Source organism: Marinobacter sp., from assembly GCF_041690615.1.
In the GTDB taxonomy this organism is placed as follows: domain Bacteria; phylum Pseudomonadota; class Gammaproteobacteria; order Pseudomonadales; family Oleiphilaceae; genus Marinobacter.
In genome coordinates this window covers 1-18,209 of sequence record NZ_JAWLGY010000036.1, presented here as the reverse complement: position 1 = coordinate 18,209, position 18,209 = coordinate 1, and the positions used below count along the sequence as shown (strand labels likewise).

Below are 18,209 nucleotides of genomic sequence, written 5' to 3'. Positions count from 1 at the left end.
GGCCGGGCACGTCCAGCGGGCTTTCGGCGATCAGAAATCCCGGGTATAGAAAATATCCAGTGACGAGGCCAGCCCGCTCGCTGCCTCAAGGTAGAAATAGCGGCCCAGGTCATACCGCAGGGCCACCGTGGTGATGGGTTCGAACAGACCCACACCGTACCGGAGGCTGAGATCCTCGGTGAGGTAGCCGCTGGCCACCACGGCGGAATCCTCTCCGGAGCCCTCCGCCTCCAGGGTCAGATCCTGTATGCCGAAGGCCTCACCGATACCCCGGGTCAGCCCGCTGGCCCGGTTGAGTCCCAGGGAGAGTGCCGCACGACTCACCTGCCCCTGGTCACCCTGACTCTGCAACGGGCGCCCCAGAATGACATAGGACAGCGCCTGGTCCTGGGCCATGGGCGGCTCCGAGAAGACGTCGGTCTGCGGCTCGCTTGCCGGTCCACTGAGGCGAATGCCCGCCACGACATTGTCGACCCGCCGCACCGCCTCGATATCCAGGTAGGGCTCGCCTACCGAGCCCACGAAGACCAGCCGCGCCCGCCGCAGGTCCAGTTCCTGGCCAAAGGCCTCGTAGCGCCCTTTCACCAGTTGCAGGGCGCCCCGGGTATCCATGTTGTTGCCGATTCGCAGCTCGCCTTCAAGATCGCCGGTAACCCCGAACCCCTCGAAGGAGACCCGATCTTCCCCCACCACTACGGTGACATCCATATTCATCGAGCGGACAGGTGGCGGCTCCGGTTCCCGGCCGACAATCACTTCGTCATCAGACACCGACACCGCCTGTTCCGGTAACTCGCGCACCTCGATCTGACCGCTGGGTACCGCCACCCGGCCGGTGATGGCCAGGTCGCCATCCACAAAGCGCAGCTCGAGGTCCGGTGATACCTCGAGCTGGGCATAGGGCTCGTAGTTGAGGGGCAGCTGGTCGCCTTCCAGCACCAGCGTCAGCACCGGTGTATCTTCCCAGTCCAGCGCGCCGCCAATTTCGCCACGGCCGGTACCGTTGCTCTGCCAGCCGCCTTCCAGGGTGGCCCGCTTGCCATTAAAGGCCAGTCTCAGGTTCAGATCAGAGACCGGGATGGGCACCATGGGGTCGATTACACGACCATCGGAGAGCACCAGCTCGCCATTTACCCTGGGAGCCAGCAGAGGCCCCTCCAATGTGCCAGAGCCCTCAACCAGCCCGCTCACTTCTTCCATATTGAGCAGGGAGCCCACCATGGCCAGATCAAAGTCGCTCAGGCTGAACGTGCCGCTCGCCGGCCTGTCGGGAGCGTTGGGATCCACGGTCAGATCTACCGACAACGCTCCCAGTCCATCACCGTCCAGCCGCAGGGCCACATCCGCCTGCTGCGGTGTCAAGTCGGCTGACAGCGTCAGAGTCCGGTAGCTGAGGGTCTCCCAGTCTTCATCCAGCACCACCTCTACCTCGCCGGGCCCCGCGGACAACTGCACCTGACCGGTGGGCCCCTCGCCACCCAGTGCCAGCACCAGCGAGCCATCTATGCGAGCCTCCCAGCGAATGGTTTCCGGCAGCAGGGGTGACAGTGCCGATGCCGGAAGATTGCTGATTTCCAGATCAAGCTCGGTATCGGGTAACAGCGGCTGTTCCCCGGCGCACAGGGTGCTGTCCTGCCAGCGCCAGCAATGGGCCCCAAGGGTCAGGGTCTGATTACGCCAGTTCAGGTCTGCGGGGGCCTCAAGCCGCCAGGTCTGGTCCGGTTCCGGCAGGTGTACCTGCCCTTCCGCCAGCTGCCCGTTCCATTGACCGCCCTCTTCCGCCGCCCAGTTTCCGGCCAGCGTCGTCTCAAGAACCGCCTGGGGGTGCTGCACGGCCAGGTTCAATCGATGATCATCCAGGGTGCCGGAAAGATCGGCCTCCACCTGCTCAATGGTCTGACCGGCTGCCTGAATGGCGCTGGCCGCAACCGTGGCCTCAAGGGCCTGATTCTCATCCAGGCGAGCGCTCAGGGTCAGGTCACTGATACTCAGTTGGTTCTGCCAGGCCAGGCCTTCGCCGGACGCCTCGAGTGTGCCGGCAGGGGTCATCAGTGGACCGTTCACCGCAAACTCCGCCCGCAGGCTGCCGGCCAGCTCCGGGTGCAGGACCTCTGGCTGGGGAAAATCCAGATCGCCCTCAATATCCACCGCTGGCGTCTCACCCAGCGGGTCCTGTAACTGGCCGGTCAGTGCCAGCCGGTTATCGCCGATGGTCGCCATCACTTCCGGAATCTGCCACTGCCGGTCGGCCGCCTTCAGCTCGCCACGGCTGGTCAGCGGCGCCTCCTGCCACTGGCCTTCCAGGTCCCAGGCGGCGGTGAATTCCGGCTGACCTTCATCATCCAGCCGGCCCCGGGAGGTGACACTGCCATTGATGCTGGCCGATGCCTGCGGCACCCAGTAACCGGGATCAAACTGCTCCAGCAGGAACTCACCCTGCCAGCTCAGCGCCTGGGCAAAGCCGACTTCCGCTTCTCCCTGAAGGCGACCGCCCCCGGTGGTCATGGTCAGCTCTTCCAGCCGTACCTTTTCAAGGTCGCCCTTTACACGACTGTCGAGCGTGGCGTCACCCATGGGACCGGACGCGTCCAGGTCGACAATGGCGCTGTATTCCCCGTTGCGGTATTCACCCTCTGCCTGCAGGGCCGTAATCGTGACCGGAGGTGGCGTCATATCCGGTAGCAGGTCATACCAGGCAAAGGCCCCCATGTTCACGCTGGCGCGGACAGCAAGCTCATCCGCCCAATCGACTGCACCGTCCAGGTTCAGCCCGGCCTGGCCATCACCCTCGGCGGACGGGCCAGTGAGGTTCAGTTGCACGTCGCTGGCCTCACGGGCGGTCACCAGGGCAGACAGGTCAAGGTCCACCGGTCCCCGTTGCCCCGGAAGCTGCGCCCGGGCATTGATCCGGTAACCATCCGTCAGGTTGCCCCCGGCATTCAGCTGCCAGTCCTGCAGGGTCAGGGTCTCCGGGAGGGTATCCAGGGCATGGAAGGCATCGGAGCGGAACTCTGCACTGGCGGGAAGGCCCGGGGCCAGCGGAGCCATCTCGGCCTGAAGGTCCCCGTCCAGATAACCGCTGGACGCCAGGTCCGCCCGCAGATCACGCACACTGCCCCGCAACTGGCCGGCGATACGCCACTGGTCGCCCTCCGGCGGCGGCAGGGTCAGATCCACGTCCAGTGCCAGGGGCCAGTCACCACGGGTTTCCACGCGGCCGCTGACCGCCAGTGATACGTCTTCCCGGGTCAGGTCAAGTTCACGGATATGAAAGTCCGCGCCGCTACCGCCGCCTTGCAGTGTCAGCCGGTCCCAGATCAGGGTGTCATTGAAGCGGAATATGCCAACATCAACTGCGCCGATATCCAGACTGACCGGCAGGCTGACCTCAGGCAGTTGCACCGGCCCGGAAGTTTCATCGTCTTCCGCCATGCCGTCCGGCAGCCGGGTAACGTCCAGCGACGCCACCTCAAGGCGGTCAAGGCAGAAGGTCTTTCGGAACAGGCAGGTGGGCGACCAGTCGATGACAGGTTCCTCGGCATGCACCTGCACACCATACCCGCTCCAGGAAAGTTGCGCGGCCTGCCACTGCCCCAGCAACGAACCGCTGGCCTGTTCCGTGGTAAGCCCCGGAATCTGCTCCAGCACCCAGGCAGTGCCAGTGTCGGACCGCAGTGCCGCCAGCAGTGCGCCAACCACGATCACCAACAACAACAGCACAATCAGCAGAGTGACCAGCAACCACTTGAACGCCCTGGTCAACAAACGGCTCGCCCGGCTCATAATTCCGGCCCCATGGAAAAGTGCAGGCGCCAGCCGCCGCCAAACTCGTCATCAAGACCCTTGGCCACATCGAAGCGGATCGGCCCCACCGGGCTGATCCAGCGCACGCCCACACCGGCACCAGTGGCCAGGGAGTCGTTCAGGTTATGGATGGCATTACCCTCATCGACAAAAGCCGCAAGGCGCCAGTTCTGCGCCACCGCGTACTGATACTCCACGCTGCCCACCATCTGGTATCGCCCGCCCACGGCGTTGCCATCACTGTCTTTCGGCGACAGGGTCTCATAACCATAACCCCGGACACTCTGATCACCACCGGCGAAAAACCGCAGTGACGGCGGCACATCCGAAAACCGGTTGGTGGCCACGCCCGCCAGCTGGAACCGGGTCAGGAAACGGTGGTTTTCCGCCAGCGTAATCAGTCCCCGGGCTTCCGAGTTCACATGCAGCACATCCACTGTCGAAAACGCGTCCCGCAAACCGCCGGTCACATCGAACTGCAGCCTGTAGCCCCGGGACGGATCGATGGGCGAATCAGCGTGGCGTTTGGAGTAGGCCACACCGGGCAACAGTAACCGTGTATTTCCGGATTCCGCGTTACCGATATCAAACCGCTCGTTTTCCCAGCGCATGGACAGCACCCGGGTCCAGCCATTATCCATCCGGTGCCGCCACTGCTGGCCAATGGTAAACCGGTCTGACTGCACGTCCTCGATATCCTCCCGCTGGTAACCTGTCGAAAGCCGTATGGAGTCTGTCATTGGCGGGTCCAGCGGCAACTCGTACCAGCCGGTGATGTTCTGACGGGGCGCTGACAGTTCGGTTTCAGCACCACGGCGGTGGCCCCACTCGTTGACCCAGTGCTCGGTCCAGGTGCCCCGGAAGCGAGGGCCCACATCGGTGGAGAAGCCTACACCGGCCGCCACCGAGCGGGGATCCCGCTCACTGACGCGGGCGGTGACCGGAATGGTGCCGTCTTCCGCTTCCGAGGGCGGCGCGGTGACCAGTACCTGCTCGAAGTAGCCGCTGTCGGACAGGTCTGAACTCAGCTCCGCCACCTTGTCAGCGTGGTAGGGAGCACCCGGCTCAATCTGTACGAATCGCTGCAACAGCGACTGGTCGAACACATGGTCTTTGTTGAAGCTGACCTCCCCCATGCGGTAGCGCTCGCCGCTGACAAAGTGCAGCAGGATGTCTGCCTCGCGGGTGTCCGGATTGACGCTTAGGGTTCGCTCCTCAAACTCCCCGTCGAAGTAGCCGAGGCGTGAGGCGCGACTGCTGATCACCTGGCGCAGGGTTTCATACTGGCCATGGTCAAGAATATCACCTTCCGCCGGTCGCTCCGGCAGATCGGTGCTGAATTCGGGGTCTTCCGAGGCAGGGCCGGAAATCGTAACCTCACGGGAGGCGATTCGCACCGGCTCGCCGGGTACCACGTCCAGAATGAGCACTGGCGGGTCCCCGTCCTGAATACGACGAGTAATAGACGGACTGTAGTAACCCAGGGCTCGCAGGGCTTCACGGACCTGATCTTCCGCGGTGCGACCGTAGCGACGCAACGACGGACGGCTGCGGTTTTCCACCTCTCCGACGAAAGCACGGGCGTTCTGCAGAAGTTGCGGGTAATCCCCCTCAATCCGGATATCGACCTGGTTGGCGCTTGCCAAAGGCGCCAGTGCCAGCAGCAGCGAGGCCGCAGCGCCGAAGGAGAATCTTCCTGATGTGTAATTGGTTCGCAAATCCTGCTCCGGTTTAACGGCGCCCGTAGTTATTCCCCGGCAAATAGCTACCCTGTCAGGGGTTCGTCGTGAACGTCCAAATACGCTAGTCTGTTAGAAAGCGTCTGACAACACCATGAATCGGCGGCAAATACTGATCGCCTGGGGCGTTGCCGGACACTTTCCATTCAACCAGGCGTCAGGGGAGTTGTTGCCAGCGGATGTTCACCATCAACAGGGAGAATCTCAAGAAAAGCCATCAGACTGTCTGGTTTGTCGTCGACTTTCTGATGCTGGGTCTGCTGATCCTCAACCTGACACTGATTATCTTCGATTCCATATACAGCTTCGCGGCCATCCAGGACTTTTTCCAGCAATCCCTGCCGGCATTCTACAATGCCTACCACCCGGTACACCGCAACTTCATCTTCTACGACCTGACCTTCGTCAGCATCTTCCTGACAGAGTTCTTCGTGCGCTGGCTGTACGCCATACGCATCCAGCTTTATCAGAGGTGGTATTTTTATCCATTTATCCACTGGTACGACCTGCTTGGCTGTATACCGACCAGCGGCATGCGCTTCCTGCGAGTATTGCGGGTGATCAGCATCATCTACCGCCTGCACCGCTACGGTGTTATCGACTTTACGCAGACACGGCTTTACCAGTTTCTCGCGTTTTACTATGAAGCCTTCATGGAAGAGTTGTCCGACCGCATTGTATTGAAGGTACTGTCAGGCATGCAGGAAGAAGTACGTCGGGGCTCCCCGCTGCTCGACCGCATCGAGCATGACATCATCCTGCCCCGCCGGGACGTCCTGGCGGGCTGGATATCGGACCGGGTGGCCGATATGGCCAGCCAGGGGTACGTACCGAACCGGGCGGCCCTGCGCCGATATATGGAACAGCGCATCAGCGAGGCTATCCGCCAGAACCCGGAACTGTCCCGCCTCAAGTTGCTGCCCATCTTCGGTAACCAGGTGCGAGGCACGCTGGAGGAGGCCATTGGCGACATCACCGCCAACATCATCAACCAGGTGATGGAAGACCTGTCCAGCAGCCGCAACCACGACTTCATTGCCGACCTGGTCGATGTGTTCATGCCACAACCCAGGACCTTCGACACCACCGGAGAACCCGAAGTGCCCCGCCGCCAGGATAATGAGGTACTGATCAACCTGACACTGGAAATTATTGACGCTATAAAGGATCAGGTTCACCACAAACGGTGGCGCGACGAACTCTGATCCCGCCATGGCCCGAGAGACGTACATGGACCAACCGCTGTATTACCGCACGGCTTCCCAACTGCTGCAGTTAATGGAAGCAGGCGAGCTGACCAGTGAGGCTCTTACCCGGTCCCTGTTCCAGCGCATTGAAGAACACAACCCCGCCCTCAACGCCGTGATCGACCTGGACGAGGAACGGGCCCTGGGTTTGGCCAGGGAAGCCGACCGGCAACGTCAGGCCGGCGAACCCTGCGGCCCCCTGCATGGCTTGCCCATGACCGTAAAAGACACCTGGGAAGTGCCCGGCCTGGGCTGTTGTGCCGGCGCACCGGTGCTGTCCGGCTATCGTCCGGAACAGCCCGCCGATGTGATCAGACGCCTTCAGGACGCTGGCGCCATTATTATCGGCAAGACCAACGTGCCTTACTACGCCTCTGACCTACAGACCTACAACCAGGTTTACGGCACCACCTATAACCCCTGGAACCGGGACCACACTCCCGGCGGGTCCTCCGGCGGTTCCGCCGTGGCCCTGGCCAGTGGCATGACACCGCTGGAACTCGGCAGCGACCTGGCCGGCTCCATCCGCACACCGGCCCACTTCTGTGGTGTGTTCGGGCACAAGCCCAGCCGCACTCTGGTGTCCTTCCGCGGCCATATCCCCGGCCCGCCAGGCACCATCAGCCAGCCAGACCTGGCAGAAGGCGGGCCCATGGCCCGGTCGGCAGAAGATCTGGAAACGCTGTTGAAGATTATCGCCGGGCCGCGCCCTCACCTGGCCCGGAGCTGGCAACTGAACATGGCACCGTCAGCGGTTGAAAGCCTGGCTGAAGCCCGCATTGGCCTGTGGCTGGACGACCCGGAATGCCCCGTGGACCACGAACTGACCAACAGCTATCGAAAACTCGCCGATACCCTGGCCACCCGCGGCGCCCTCGTGACGGAGCTGGTACACCCGCTGTTATCCCTGGCCCACATCATGCCGGCCTACTTCAACCTGCTGGGCAGCCTGTTGGGCAGCGGAATGACCAGTCGCCAGAAGCGGCGCCTCAAACTCTTCGCTCTTGCGGAAAGGCCCCTGCGCCGGGTAACACCCATGACCTGCGGTATGGCGGAATTCGCCCGTGGCACCAGCCAGACCATCGGCCACTGGATGCACTGGAACGAAACCCGGGAGAAAATGCGGGAACAGGTGGAAGAAGTCTTCCGGGAAGTGGACGTTATCCTGGCACCGGTAAACCCGGTAACCGCCATCCGCCACGACCAGAGTGACCCGCCCTATCGCCGGAAGATCCAGGTTAACGGCGAGAGCCGTCCCTACCACGACCAGTTCTGCTGGATTGCCCTGGCAACACTGCTGGGGTTGCCCGCAACCACCGTTCCGGCGGGTGTGACCAACGGCGGGATGCCCTACAGCATCCAGGTAATCGGGGCACCGGGCCGGGATCTGACGACCCTGGGATTCGCAAAATTGCTGGAAGAAGAAGGGCTGACCGGTTTCAGGGCGCCGCCTGGCTATTCGGGCGAACAGCCAGACTGATAAAGATTGGACAAGGCCGTCCCTGGCCGGGTTAAACCGTCCTGAAGGGAATTACTGGCCGTACTGAGAGACGTCGACCTTGGAGAACACATGCTCCCAGTAGAGGTCTGCCAGCTCTTCGCTGCTCTCGACGCCATCGATACGCTCGCGCCATTTTGCCAGCAACTCACGGAAGCGCTCGATCTTCTCATCCGCATTCTGGATGTCGTAGCGGTCCTCGTAGGCGGAGGCGATGGTTTTCAGGTCTTCACGAATAAACTCGCGGTTCTTTTCCACCATGGCCTCGGAAGGCTGGGTCAGGCCAATGCCCTGCTCCTCGGCGGTGCGCTCGTTATCCACGGCACCCTTCTCGTAGCCCCAGCTGAACTCGGCAGACAGAATTGCCGTGGCTTCCAGCAGTGCCTGGCGTTGCTCCTCACTCAGCGAGCGCCAGCTGTCCAGGTTGATGTTGGCAGAACCCACACCGCTGAACGTGCCACTGGGGTAGTTCACGGTGATGTCGTCCACCACTTCGAACAGGTTGAACACCGACAGTTCCGACGTGGACTGGACCGAGCAATCCACCACACCCTGGCTCAGGCCTTCATAGATTTCGTTCACGGACATGGTGATGGGGTTGGCGCCCACAGACTCGGCCCATCGTGCCCACTGGGCACCGGAGGTGCGCAGGTTCTTGCCTTCCAGGTCTTCCAGGCTGTCGATCTTCTCACGGCACAGCAGGGAATACGGCGGGGTCGCCGCGCTACCCAGGAAAAGCTGGTTCTGGGCTGCGAACTCGTCACGGCACTCGGTGCATTCATTGAAAATGAATTCAGACATGGCACCGGTGTAAACCAGTCCAGCCTGGGATGAGCCACGCTCGGTCAGCTCGATGGACATGGAGACTTCCGCAACCATATTAGTGTGGGGAAAGTCCGCCGGGAAGTACGGCGTGAGCACCACGCCCATATCGGCCATGCCGTCACGGATACCGGACGGGGTTTCCTTGAGGTTCAACAGAGACAGCTCGAATACACGAACGCCCACTTCACCATCGGACAGCTCGCCCAGGCGCTCCTCAAAGACACCGAGGGCGTCGCTGGTAATACTGCCCTGCGGGTAGCCCGAGGCAAACCGCAGATCGGCCGCCTGGACAGCCACAGAACCCATGGCCATCAGACCGATAGCCGCAGCGAGGGGATACTTTTTCATTGGGGGAACTCCTTTATTTTTGTTTCAAATTGAAACCATATTGGTTCGAACCCAACTATACGTATCCCTTCGCCGGGAATCCATGGTTCCCGCATTGCAAAGTGTTATCTTCCACCTCCCGCCGCTCCCGAAACCCCGCTGAACGGCCAGCGAATCAGATCGCCTGGACGGCCTCAGCCAACATATCGCGGACCTTTGCGGCAATCTGCTTCAAGTCATCGTTGTTAACCGCCATCATCGACTCCACCGGATCAATGGCGCTGACCTCAATGCCATCGCCGGTTTCCCGCAGGATCACGTTACAGGGCAGCATCGCCCCCACTTTCGGCTCGGTGCCAATGGCCTCCCAGGCCATGCCGGGATTACAGGCCCCCAGAATGCGGTAGCCGGGCATGTCCTTGTCCAGCTTCTTCTTCATGGTTGCCTTGACGTCGATTTCCGTCAGTACGCCAAAGCCCTTGTCAGCGAGGGCCTTGCGGGTGCGTTCATCAACGGTTTCAAAGTCCGCATCCGGAATGATGCGGTCCATGGTGTAAGTCATATCAACCTCCTCGTTTGAACGGTGACAGGGAGCAACCAGAAAACCCGATCTCCATAGTGGCCCTCTGGCCATGCAAACGCAAAATCACCTCTGCGCCATACTGCCCCTGGCCGGTATGCAATCCAACAAGCAATCAGGTCTCTTTCAAGGCCCGCCGCAAAATCTTCCCTGTCGGGGTTTTGGGAAGGTCGTCGATAATGTCGACGACCCTGGGGTACTTGTAAGCCGCCAGGCGTTCCTTGCAATAGTCGATCAATTCATCCGACGTCACCGTTGCGCCTTCCGTCAGGCTGACGACGGCTCTCACGGTCTCACCACGATAATCATCCCTCGCTGGCACAACGGCGACTTCGCGAACCTGCGGATGAGTGTAAAGCACATCTTCCACATCCCTGGGCCAGACCTTGTAACCGGAGGCAATGATCATGTCCTTCTTGCGGTCAATCAGGTAAACCCAGCCGTCCTTGTCGACTGTGGCTATATCGCCTGTCGAAATCCATCCATCAACAATCGACTGATCTTCAGGCCTCCGCCAGTATCCGGAGATGACCTGGGGCCCCTTTATCAGCAGCTCCCCCTCCTCCCCTGCGGATACTTCTTTCCCCTGGTCGTCCACGATTCGGATATCGGTGTTGAACACCGGGACACCTATCGACAGGGCGCCGTATTTCGGGTCGACCGGCCCCTCGTACTGGAGGGGCGTCACGGTCACCGTTGCGCTGGTTTCCGTCATTCCATAGGCATTGCGGACCACGATGCCAAGCTTTTCCCGCAAGGCATCGCGCACGGCGGGAGGTACCGGCGCCCCGCCGGAAAGTACCAGCCGGAAGCTCTCGAAATCACCAGGCTTCACGCCGGGAACATTCATCAGGGCAATCAATGCGGTAATTGGCGCGACCGTAAACACCGGCTTGTGCCTTCTGATCTCGTCCAGCACCATATCGGGCACGAATCGCCGATACAGTACCAGGGGCGACCCGGCCAGCAGCGCCGAACAAAGGTTGCCCACAAGCCCGGTAATATGGAACAACGGCGCTATGGCCAGGTTAGGCTCACCTGGCTCCATTCTGAGCCATTCCCGTGATACCTGGGCGTTGAAAGACAGGTTGCCGTGGGAGTGCATGGCACCCTTGGGCTTGCCGGTCGTACCGGAGGTATAGACGATGGTTGCGGTGTCCGTATCCGTCAGCTCAATAACGGGGATGTCGCCTGCCGGCAACGGAGAAACTTCCTCCATAAATTCCGGGCACCCTGCACCGGAGGGCGTATCACCGAATACCCTCGGATCGCTCTCCCCCTGGAAAAACGCCTCCGAGGTGACATAGACCTTTCCCACCCCGTGTTTTTCGGTAACGTCCTTGCCAACGGCGCGGTAAAACTCATCCTGCAGAACAACGATGGTCGGTTCGCAATCCTCAAGGACAAATTCGAACTCTTTCGACTTGTACATGGGGTTTGCAGGCACCACGATCGCTCCGACCTTCCACGCAGCGATCAGTACCAGCACAAACTGCGGCACGTTCTGCATCACCATCAGTAACCGGTCACCAGCGCCAAGTCCGTTGTCGATAAATGCCCTGGCCATTTGGTCCGATACCTTATCGACCTCACTGAACGACAAGCTGCCGTCAAAATACAGAATGGCCGGCATGTCCGGACGCTGTCGCACCGCATCCCGGAATACCGACAACATATCTCCAAATTCCTGGCGTATCTCCCCGGGCTGGCCCGGGTCATACAATTGCTGCCAGAACCGCTGCTCGAATCTTTGTTCTGTCACCTTCTTTCCCCCTGAACCTTCATAGTCAAAGCACCACTGCGACGCTCACCGGGCTCGGCGACATCCTTGTCATAATCCCGGAGTCAAAGCTCGTTATCGATCATGGGTTACTCGAGACCATAACGCTCCACATCGATCTTGGAGAAGGCCTCCCTCCAGTAGAGTTCAGCCAACTCATCCGCATCATCAACGTCCTCGACCAGATCCGACCAGCGGTTCAGTACTTCCCTGAATCCTGAAATCCGTTCATGGGCATTTTCGATACCAAAACGCTCTTCATAATTGGCCGCCACCGCTTCGATATCATTCGCAATAAACTCTATTGACCTTTTAACCAAGGCATCAGAAGGCTCGTGAACCTGAATATCTTCACTCGACCGTGCGGCTTCCAGGTTATTCAGACCTTCTTGCACATACCCCCAGGTTGCTTCTGCAGACAACATGGCCGATGCCTTCACCAGCGCCTTTCGTTGATCTACCGAAAGCTTTTTCCACACATCCAGGTTGGTATTGTTAATGGCAGATCCACCATAAACACCGCCAGGCACCTGGACGGTAATATCCGTGACCACTTCATCCAGCTTCCAGACCGAAAGATCTGTGGTAACGATCATCGTGCAATCAATAACGCCCTGACTCAGGGCCTCATAGGTTTCTGCTGCCGAGACAGATATCGGTGTCGCGCCCATGGCTTCCGCCCATCGTGACCACTGGGCACCTCCAGCCCTTAAACGCTTGCCTTGCATATCGTCCATGTCAGTCACTGGCGTGGTACAAAGCAGCCAATAGGGGGGGCTGCTTGCCCCGCCAAGGAAAACCTGATTCTGCTCAACAAATTCTTCTGTGCATTCGGGACAGTCGGAAAAAATGAACTCAGACATAGCTCCTGCATAGGCCAGGCCAGCCTTCTCCGGAGATACACCAGTCGTTTCGAGCATCATGGTGAGCTCTGCGACCATATTGGAGTATGGGAATTCAGCCAGTGAATAGGAGAGAAAAAGCAGACCGCTATCTGCCATACCATGGGCGATGCCAGAGGGAGTCTCGGCGAAGGAAAGCAAAGACCCGGCATACACCTTCGCCGTAAGGGAACCACCGGATAGCTCATCCAGATAACTGGCGTAATCCTCTGCGGCAATCGCAGCAGTGGTATTGGGCGGGTAACCCGTTGTGTATTTTAATGTTTCTGCACCAACACTGACTGATGAAAGGATTGAGGTTGCGGCCAGGGAGCCGAGTAGAAACGTTTTTGTAGTTCTTATACCGCTCATGATGATCTCCCGTTTTTTGTCATTGTTGTTTCAAGGTACAAGACTCAACCTAGTACCCACCAAACGATCGGTCAATATTATTGCGCTGACCTCCGGAATGCGGATATTCTGTTTATTAGTTCCCTATCCAGACCAGGGGTGCGACCATACAAGGGAAGGGAGAGCTGCACTGCCGGACAGGCGTCTGGTGGAGATCGGCGTTCAGGTGATTGAAGCATCAGGAGCACAGAAATGTCTTATACACCGTCCATGGACCAAGAGAGACTGGCACAACTGGCAAGCCAGTATCTGGGGAATACCACGGTCACAGGAGACGTCGTTTTCTTTGCAGATGAAGGAGAACGCCTGAGCCATGCCACCTGGCAGTTTCCCCGGAACGACCAGCGCAGACTTCAGGACTCGGGATTCAAGTCCGCACTGCTGGAACTCCTGGATGACCTGATCAGCCACCGGGCCAGCCAGCACCAGGCCAACCTCTGCCAGGGGGTCGTGAACATCGAGAAGAATCAGCTCAATATACAGTGGCTGCCCCTGGAAGAAGCACAGATGCTGCGAAACCAGCGCAAGGCGAGCTAGGGGTCTGCGTACAGAACACTACACTGCTGCGACCACACCACTCTGGCCCTGTGCCAGGTAGTTCAACACCATCCTGACAAGTGACCCGAAGCCACCCCATGAACGATCTCCGGAACCGCCTCGAATCCACCTTCAATGTCCAGGGCCTGATGAAAACCCTGGGGGCCCGCCTGCTGTCGGTTGCCGACGGTGAAGTCCAGATAGAGTTGCCTTTCTCGGCAGACCTTACCCAGGGGCTTGGCTACCTGCATGCCGGCGTTGTAACCAGCCTGGTGGATACCGCTTGCGGCTATGCTGCCCTGACCCGGGCACCTGAAGGACATACCGTGGTGTCCGTCGAATTCAAAACCAATTTTGTCAGACCCGCCGTCGGTGAGCGTTTTGTGGCCATCGGCAAATTGGAAACCGCTGGCCGGATGCTGTCGGTTTGCCGGGGCGAGGTTCTTGCCTACTCTGGCGAAAGTGTAAAAACCGTTGCCTTGATGCAGGCAACCATGGCCAATGTTCCAGGCTGAAAACCTACTTTTGTAGTGCTCCTTTCTCTCCCGGTACCTCCTTGCCCTTGATCATAATTCGTCCATTCCGACGATGGCCGGATTTCCCGGTCACTTCTACGTTGTTTAAGTAGCAATCAAGCTCACTATTAGCTTCAACGCATTCGCGGCCATTCCCGACAGGGAGGCGCCGCGGTTCTCTGGAACATCAACAACAATAAGGAAGATCGCGATGTTGGGCATCATGCAAGAGCACCCCCTGATGATTTCCTCCCTCATCGAGCACGCCGCCCGGTTTCACCCGGACTCGGAAATTGTCACCCGAACGGTAGAAGGTCCTATTCACCGGACCAATTACCTTGAGCTGAGAAACCGGTCCAAACAGGTGGCCAACGCACTGGAAAAACTGGGCATCGAGCAAGGTGACCGGGTCGGCACACTGGCCTGGAATACCTACCGTCACATGGAGCTTTACTTCGGCGTCTCAGGCTCTGGTGCAGTCTTGCACACCATCAACCCCCGTCTGTTCGAAGAGCAGATTGAATACATCATCAACCACGCAGAAGACCGGGTGCTGATGTTCGACATCGCCTTTACCGACCTGGTCCAGAAACTGGCGCCAAAACTGAAGTCCGTCGAATTCTATGTTGCCATGACCGACAAGGACTCTATGCCGGAGATGGACCTGCCAAACCTCTACTGTTACGAGGAACTGGTGCAGGCAGAAAAACCCGACTACCAGTGGCCGCTGTTTGACGAGAGAACCGCTTCATCGCTTTGCTACACCTCAGGCACCACCGGGAATCCCAAGGGCGTCCTCTACTCCCACCGCTCCACCGTGCTCCATACCGTCATGGCCGCAACCCCGGATGGCGCCAACATCAGCGCGTCCGAGTGCCTGCTGCTGATTGTTCCGATGTTCCACGCCAATGCCTGGGGCGTCCCCTATGCGGCCGCCATGACCGGCGCGAAGGTGGTGCTGCCCGGCCCCCGGCTGGATGGTGAAAACCTGTATGACCTGATGGCCTCGGAGGGTGTCACTTTCTCCCAGGGTGTGCCAACCGTCTGGCTGATGTTCCTGCAGTACATTGATTCAAAGCCCGAGCTGGAGCTTTCAAAACTACCCCTCAGAAAGGTCAGTATCGGCGGCGCTGCGCCACCAAGGAGCATGATCGAACGGTTCGAAGATAATGGTATTGACGTCATGCAGGGCTGGGGCATGACAGAAACCAGCCCCCTCGGCTTCGTGAATGGCGACCTGCTACCCAAGCACAGGAACCTTTCCAAGGACGAGCGCTTTGCCATCAAGTCCAAGCAGGGGCGTGGCATCTGGGGCGTCGAGTCCAAGATCACCGATGACGAAGGCAACGAGCAACCCTGGGATGGCGAGTCAGTCGGCAACCTGATGATACGGGGCCCATGGATTGCCGCAGGCTATTTCAAAAAAGACAACAGTGACCAACTGGACGCCGATGGGTACTTCCCGACCGGCGATATCGCAACCATCGACAACAATGGCTACCTGCAACTGGTTGACCGTTCAAAGGACGTCATCAAGTCTGGCGGCGAGTGGATCTCCACCATGGAGCTTGAGAACCAGGCGGTAGCACACCCTGACGTGGCCGAAGCCGCTGTCATCGGCATCCATCACCCGACCTGGCAGGAGCGACCACTGCTGATCGTCGTTGCCAAAGAAGGCGCCACGGTGACCGCCGATGACCTGATGAAATTCCTGGGTGAACGGGTCGCCAAGTGGTGGCTGCCGGATGACATCGCCTTCGTCGACGAGCTGCCCCACACCGCCACCGGCAAACTGCTCAAAACGAAGCTACGGGAGCAGTTCAAAGGATACGTCGCAGCAGAGAGTTCCTGAGTAACCCCAACAATAACCCGAAGCCAGGTTTCGGAATAGCCGGGGCCGAGAGGCCCCGACCATTACGGCAATTTACTGGGGTTAAACGTCACTGCAAGTCACGCTGAAGTTGACGCTGGTGCTCCAGCATCTGCTCCATCATCAACTGCATCTGGTCCATGCGCTGCTCCATGAGCTGAACACGTTCATCGGTATTCATCCCCGAGCCGGCTTGACCCTGGCCGCCCTGACCAGGGGACATGCCCTGGTTATTCCGCATACCCGGGCTGTTACCGCCCTCCTGACGATTCTCCATACCCTGATTGTTCATCATTCCCTGCTGCCCGGACATGCCCCGCATCATCTGCATGTGCTGCTGCATCTGTTCCATATGCTGTTGCATCAACTCATGCCGCTGCTCGCGCTGTTGTCCGGTATCGCCCCGCATTCTCTGGTTCATCTCCTGCATGCGGGACATATTTTGATCCATCTGCTGCATCTGCTCCTGGGACATCATGGGACCACCAGGCCCACCTTGGCCCTGACCCTGACCCTGAGCCAGGGCGACAGGTGCAGCGAGTATCATGGAAACGGCGATAGATCGCGCAATTCTGTTCATTGCAAACCTCCTGCGAAATACTGTTGACGACAAATTCAGTAAAGCGCATGAATCATTCATTCACCAGCATGGCCTGGGGAACCACCCGCCATTTTGCGCCAGATCAACCCGCAATCCGGCCTTCGCTCCACCCCCTTAACAAAAGTGCTTGTCTGGCCAATCGCCCCCCATTAATCTATAGAGCGCTCGCACTATTTCGTCCATAACGACGATGGCGCTCACGGCCCACGAAGCCACAATGATACCTATACGTGACTGATCGGCATCGCTACCTTTCCACGGAGCGACCTGCCTGCAAGACCTTTGCCGGAGACAACAATGACAAACACCACCATGGACCCGATCACTGACGACAGCTTTCCGGACCGGGCTCGGGCGGAAGAAATCGCCGAGAAAGTCGAACGGTTTGTTCGCGACGTGGTCATTCCCTATGAAAGCGACCCACGGCGGGACCACCACGACTGCCCCACCGACGAGCTGACCCAGGAGATGCGCGCCAAGGCCCGGGAGGCCGGCGTACTCACACCCCACATCTTCCCGGAAGGCGGCCACCTGAGCCAGCGTGGCACCGCCATGGTGCTGATCCGCAGCGGCCTGTCTCCCCTCGGCCCGCTGGCCTGTAACACGGCCGCACCAGACGAAGGCAACATGTTCCTGCTGGGCAAGATGGGTAGCGACCTGATCAAGGAACGCTTCCTCAAGCCCATCGTGGCCGGCGAGAAGCGCTCCGCCTTCTTCATGACCGAGCCGTCCCAGGAAGGCGGTGCCGGCTCTGACCCGTCCATGATGATGACCGAGTGCCACAAAGATGGCGACGAGTGGGTCATCAACGGTCGCAAGGCGTTTATCACCGGTGCCCAGGGCGCAGGCGTGGGTATCATCATGGCCAAGGCGCCGGAAGGGGCCAGCATGTTCCTGGTGGACTTGCCGAACCCGGCCATCCAGATCGATAACGTGCCCAATACCATGGACAGCTCCATGCCTGGCGGCCATGCCACCCTGACCATCAAAAACCTGCGCGTGCCGGAAGACCAGATGCTCGGCGCCGCCGGCGACGGCTTCCGCTACGCCCAGGTACGTCTGGCACCGGCCCGCCTGTCTCATTGCATGCGCTGGCTTGGCGCCTGTATCCGCGCCAACGAGATCGCCACCGACTACGTCAACCGTCGCATGGCCTTCGGCAAGCAGCTGATTGACCACGAAGGCGTCGGTTTCATGCTGGCCGAAAACAAGATCGACCTGCAGCAATGCCAGCTGATGATCGACTGGTGCGCCAGCGTCCTCGACCGGGGCGAACAAGGCGGTACCGAAAGCTCCATGGCCAAGGTGGCCGTCAGTGAAGCCCTGATGCGCATTGCCGACCGCTGCGTCCAGGTGATGGGCGGCAACGGCCTGACCGAGCACACCATTGTGGAACAGGTCTTCCGCGAAATCCGCGCTTTCCGCGTATACGACGGCCCCACCGAAGTCCACAAGTGGTCCCTGGCCAAGAAGATCAAGCGGGACTGGAAGCGGGATAACGGCTGACAATCAACAACAGAACCCTTCGGTGACTTGCTGAAGTTGCCTCCTTGACCTGGACCATCTCCCGGTTCAAGGCCTCGCCCCGATGCCG

At 59.6% G+C, this 18,209-nt stretch carries 13 protein-coding genes; 6 read left to right on the top strand and 7 right to left on the bottom strand.

Annotated elements, in window-relative coordinates:
* Window positions 1–30: 30 nt before the first annotated feature.
* Window positions 31–3,783: a translocation/assembly module TamB domain-containing protein gene (locus ACESMZ_RS16750; RefSeq protein WP_372958303.1), complete on the bottom strand. Its 3,753-nt coding sequence runs from the start codon at window positions 3,781–3,783 to the stop codon at window positions 31–33.
* A complete protein-coding gene (locus ACESMZ_RS16745) occupies window positions 3,780–5,522 on the bottom strand; it encodes an autotransporter assembly complex protein TamA (protein WP_372973035.1) in 1,743 nt (580 codons plus the stop codon). The genes ACESMZ_RS16750 and ACESMZ_RS16745 overlap by 4 nt, the downstream gene beginning before the upstream one ends.
* Window positions 5,523–5,722: 200 nt before the next feature.
* Between ACESMZ_RS16745 and ACESMZ_RS16740 the strand changes: the two genes are divergently transcribed.
* Both ACESMZ_RS16740 and ACESMZ_RS16735 read left to right on the top strand, forming a co-directional pair.
* Window positions 5,723–6,748 carry a hypothetical protein gene (locus tag ACESMZ_RS16740; RefSeq protein WP_372973034.1) on the top strand — a complete coding sequence of 342 codons (1,026 nt, stop codon included), beginning with the start codon at window positions 5,723–5,725 and terminating at the stop codon, window positions 6,746–6,748.
* 25 nt (window positions 6,749–6,773) lie between these two features.
* Window positions 6,774–8,270 carry an amidase family protein gene (locus ACESMZ_RS16735; protein WP_372958300.1) on the top strand — a complete coding sequence of 499 codons (1,497 nt, stop codon included), beginning with the start codon at window positions 6,774–6,776 and terminating at the stop codon, window positions 8,268–8,270.
* A 51-nt stretch (window positions 8,271–8,321) separates the two neighbouring features.
* Here ACESMZ_RS16735 and ACESMZ_RS16730 read toward each other — a convergent pair whose 3' ends face one another.
* From ACESMZ_RS16730 to ACESMZ_RS16715, 4 genes are all read right to left on the bottom strand, one after another.
* Complete coding sequence (locus ACESMZ_RS16730) at window positions 8,322–9,461, bottom strand: C4-dicarboxylate TRAP transporter substrate-binding protein (RefSeq protein ID WP_372958299.1); 1,140 nt, start codon at window positions 9,459–9,461, stop codon at window positions 8,322–8,324.
* A gap of 154 nt (window positions 9,462–9,615) precedes the next feature.
* Window positions 9,616–10,002, bottom strand: a complete 387-nt coding sequence (locus ACESMZ_RS16725) for a DUF302 domain-containing protein (protein WP_372958298.1) — start codon at window positions 10,000–10,002, stop codon at window positions 9,616–9,618.
* A 133-nt stretch (window positions 10,003–10,135) separates the two neighbouring features.
* Entirely contained in the window at window positions 10,136–11,782 is a 1,647-nt protein-coding gene (locus ACESMZ_RS16720; RefSeq protein ID WP_372958297.1) for a class I adenylate-forming enzyme family protein, read from the bottom strand.
* A 107-nt stretch (window positions 11,783–11,889) separates the two neighbouring features.
* Window positions 11,890–13,053: a C4-dicarboxylate TRAP transporter substrate-binding protein gene (locus ACESMZ_RS16715; RefSeq protein WP_372958296.1), complete on the bottom strand. Its 1,164-nt coding sequence runs from the start codon at window positions 13,051–13,053 to the stop codon at window positions 11,890–11,892.
* 231 nt (window positions 13,054–13,284) lie between these two features.
* Between ACESMZ_RS16715 and ACESMZ_RS16710 the strand changes: the two genes are divergently transcribed.
* From ACESMZ_RS16710 to ACESMZ_RS16700, 3 genes are all read left to right on the top strand, one after another.
* Window positions 13,285–13,629, top strand: coding sequence for a hypothetical protein (locus ACESMZ_RS16710; protein ID WP_372958295.1), 345 nt, complete (start codon window positions 13,285–13,287; stop codon window positions 13,627–13,629).
* Window positions 13,630–13,727: 98 nt separating this feature from the next.
* Complete coding sequence (locus ACESMZ_RS16705) at window positions 13,728–14,144, top strand: PaaI family thioesterase (protein ID WP_372958294.1); 417 nt, start codon at window positions 13,728–13,730, stop codon at window positions 14,142–14,144.
* A gap of 211 nt (window positions 14,145–14,355) precedes the next feature.
* Window positions 14,356–15,996, top strand: coding sequence for a 3-(methylthio)propionyl-CoA ligase (locus ACESMZ_RS16700; protein ID WP_372973033.1), 1,641 nt, complete (start codon window positions 14,356–14,358; stop codon window positions 15,994–15,996).
* Window positions 15,997–16,084: 88 nt separating this feature from the next.
* Here the strand turns inward: ACESMZ_RS16700 and ACESMZ_RS16695 are convergent, their stop codons facing one another.
* Entirely contained in the window at window positions 16,085–16,594 is a 510-nt protein-coding gene (locus ACESMZ_RS16695) for a hypothetical protein (RefSeq protein ID WP_372973032.1), read from the bottom strand.
* 318 nt (window positions 16,595–16,912) lie between these two features.
* Here ACESMZ_RS16695 and ACESMZ_RS16690 point away from each other — a divergent pair, with 318 nt between their 5' ends.
* Window positions 16,913–18,121, top strand: coding sequence for an acyl-CoA dehydrogenase family protein (locus tag ACESMZ_RS16690; RefSeq protein ID WP_372958290.1), 1,209 nt, complete (start codon window positions 16,913–16,915; stop codon window positions 18,119–18,121).
* The last annotated feature ends 88 nt before the right edge of the window (window positions 18,122–18,209 follow it).

Coding starts and splice junctions, on each gene's coding strand:
- ACESMZ_RS16705 (WP_372958294.1), top strand. CDS start 13,728: ATGAACGATCTCCGGAACCGCCTCGAATCCACCTTCAATGTCCAGGGC.
- ACESMZ_RS16695 (WP_372973032.1), bottom strand. CDS start 16,594: ATGAACAGAATTGCGCGATCTATCGCCGTTTCCATGATACTCGCTGCA.
- ACESMZ_RS16735 (WP_372958300.1), top strand. CDS start 6,774: ATGGACCAACCGCTGTATTACCGCACGGCTTCCCAACTGCTGCAGTTA.
- ACESMZ_RS16715 (WP_372958296.1), bottom strand. CDS start 13,053: ATGAGCGGTATAAGAACTACAAAAACGTTTCTACTCGGCTCCCTGGCC.
- ACESMZ_RS16690 (WP_372958290.1), top strand. CDS start 16,913: ATGACAAACACCACCATGGACCCGATCACTGACGACAGCTTTCCGGAC.
- ACESMZ_RS16730 (WP_372958299.1), bottom strand. CDS start 9,461: ATGAAAAAGTATCCCCTCGCTGCGGCTATCGGTCTGATGGCCATGGGT.
- ACESMZ_RS16700 (WP_372973033.1), top strand. CDS start 14,356: ATGTTGGGCATCATGCAAGAGCACCCCCTGATGATTTCCTCCCTCATC.
- ACESMZ_RS16725 (WP_372958298.1), bottom strand. CDS start 10,002: ATGACTTACACCATGGACCGCATCATTCCGGATGCGGACTTTGAAACC.
- ACESMZ_RS16750 (WP_372958303.1), bottom strand. CDS start 3,783: ATGAGCCGGGCGAGCCGTTTGTTGACCAGGGCGTTCAAGTGGTTGCTG.
- ACESMZ_RS16740 (WP_372973034.1), top strand. CDS start 5,723: ATGTTCACCATCAACAGGGAGAATCTCAAGAAAAGCCATCAGACTGTC.
- ACESMZ_RS16710 (WP_372958295.1), top strand. CDS start 13,285: ATGTCTTATACACCGTCCATGGACCAAGAGAGACTGGCACAACTGGCA.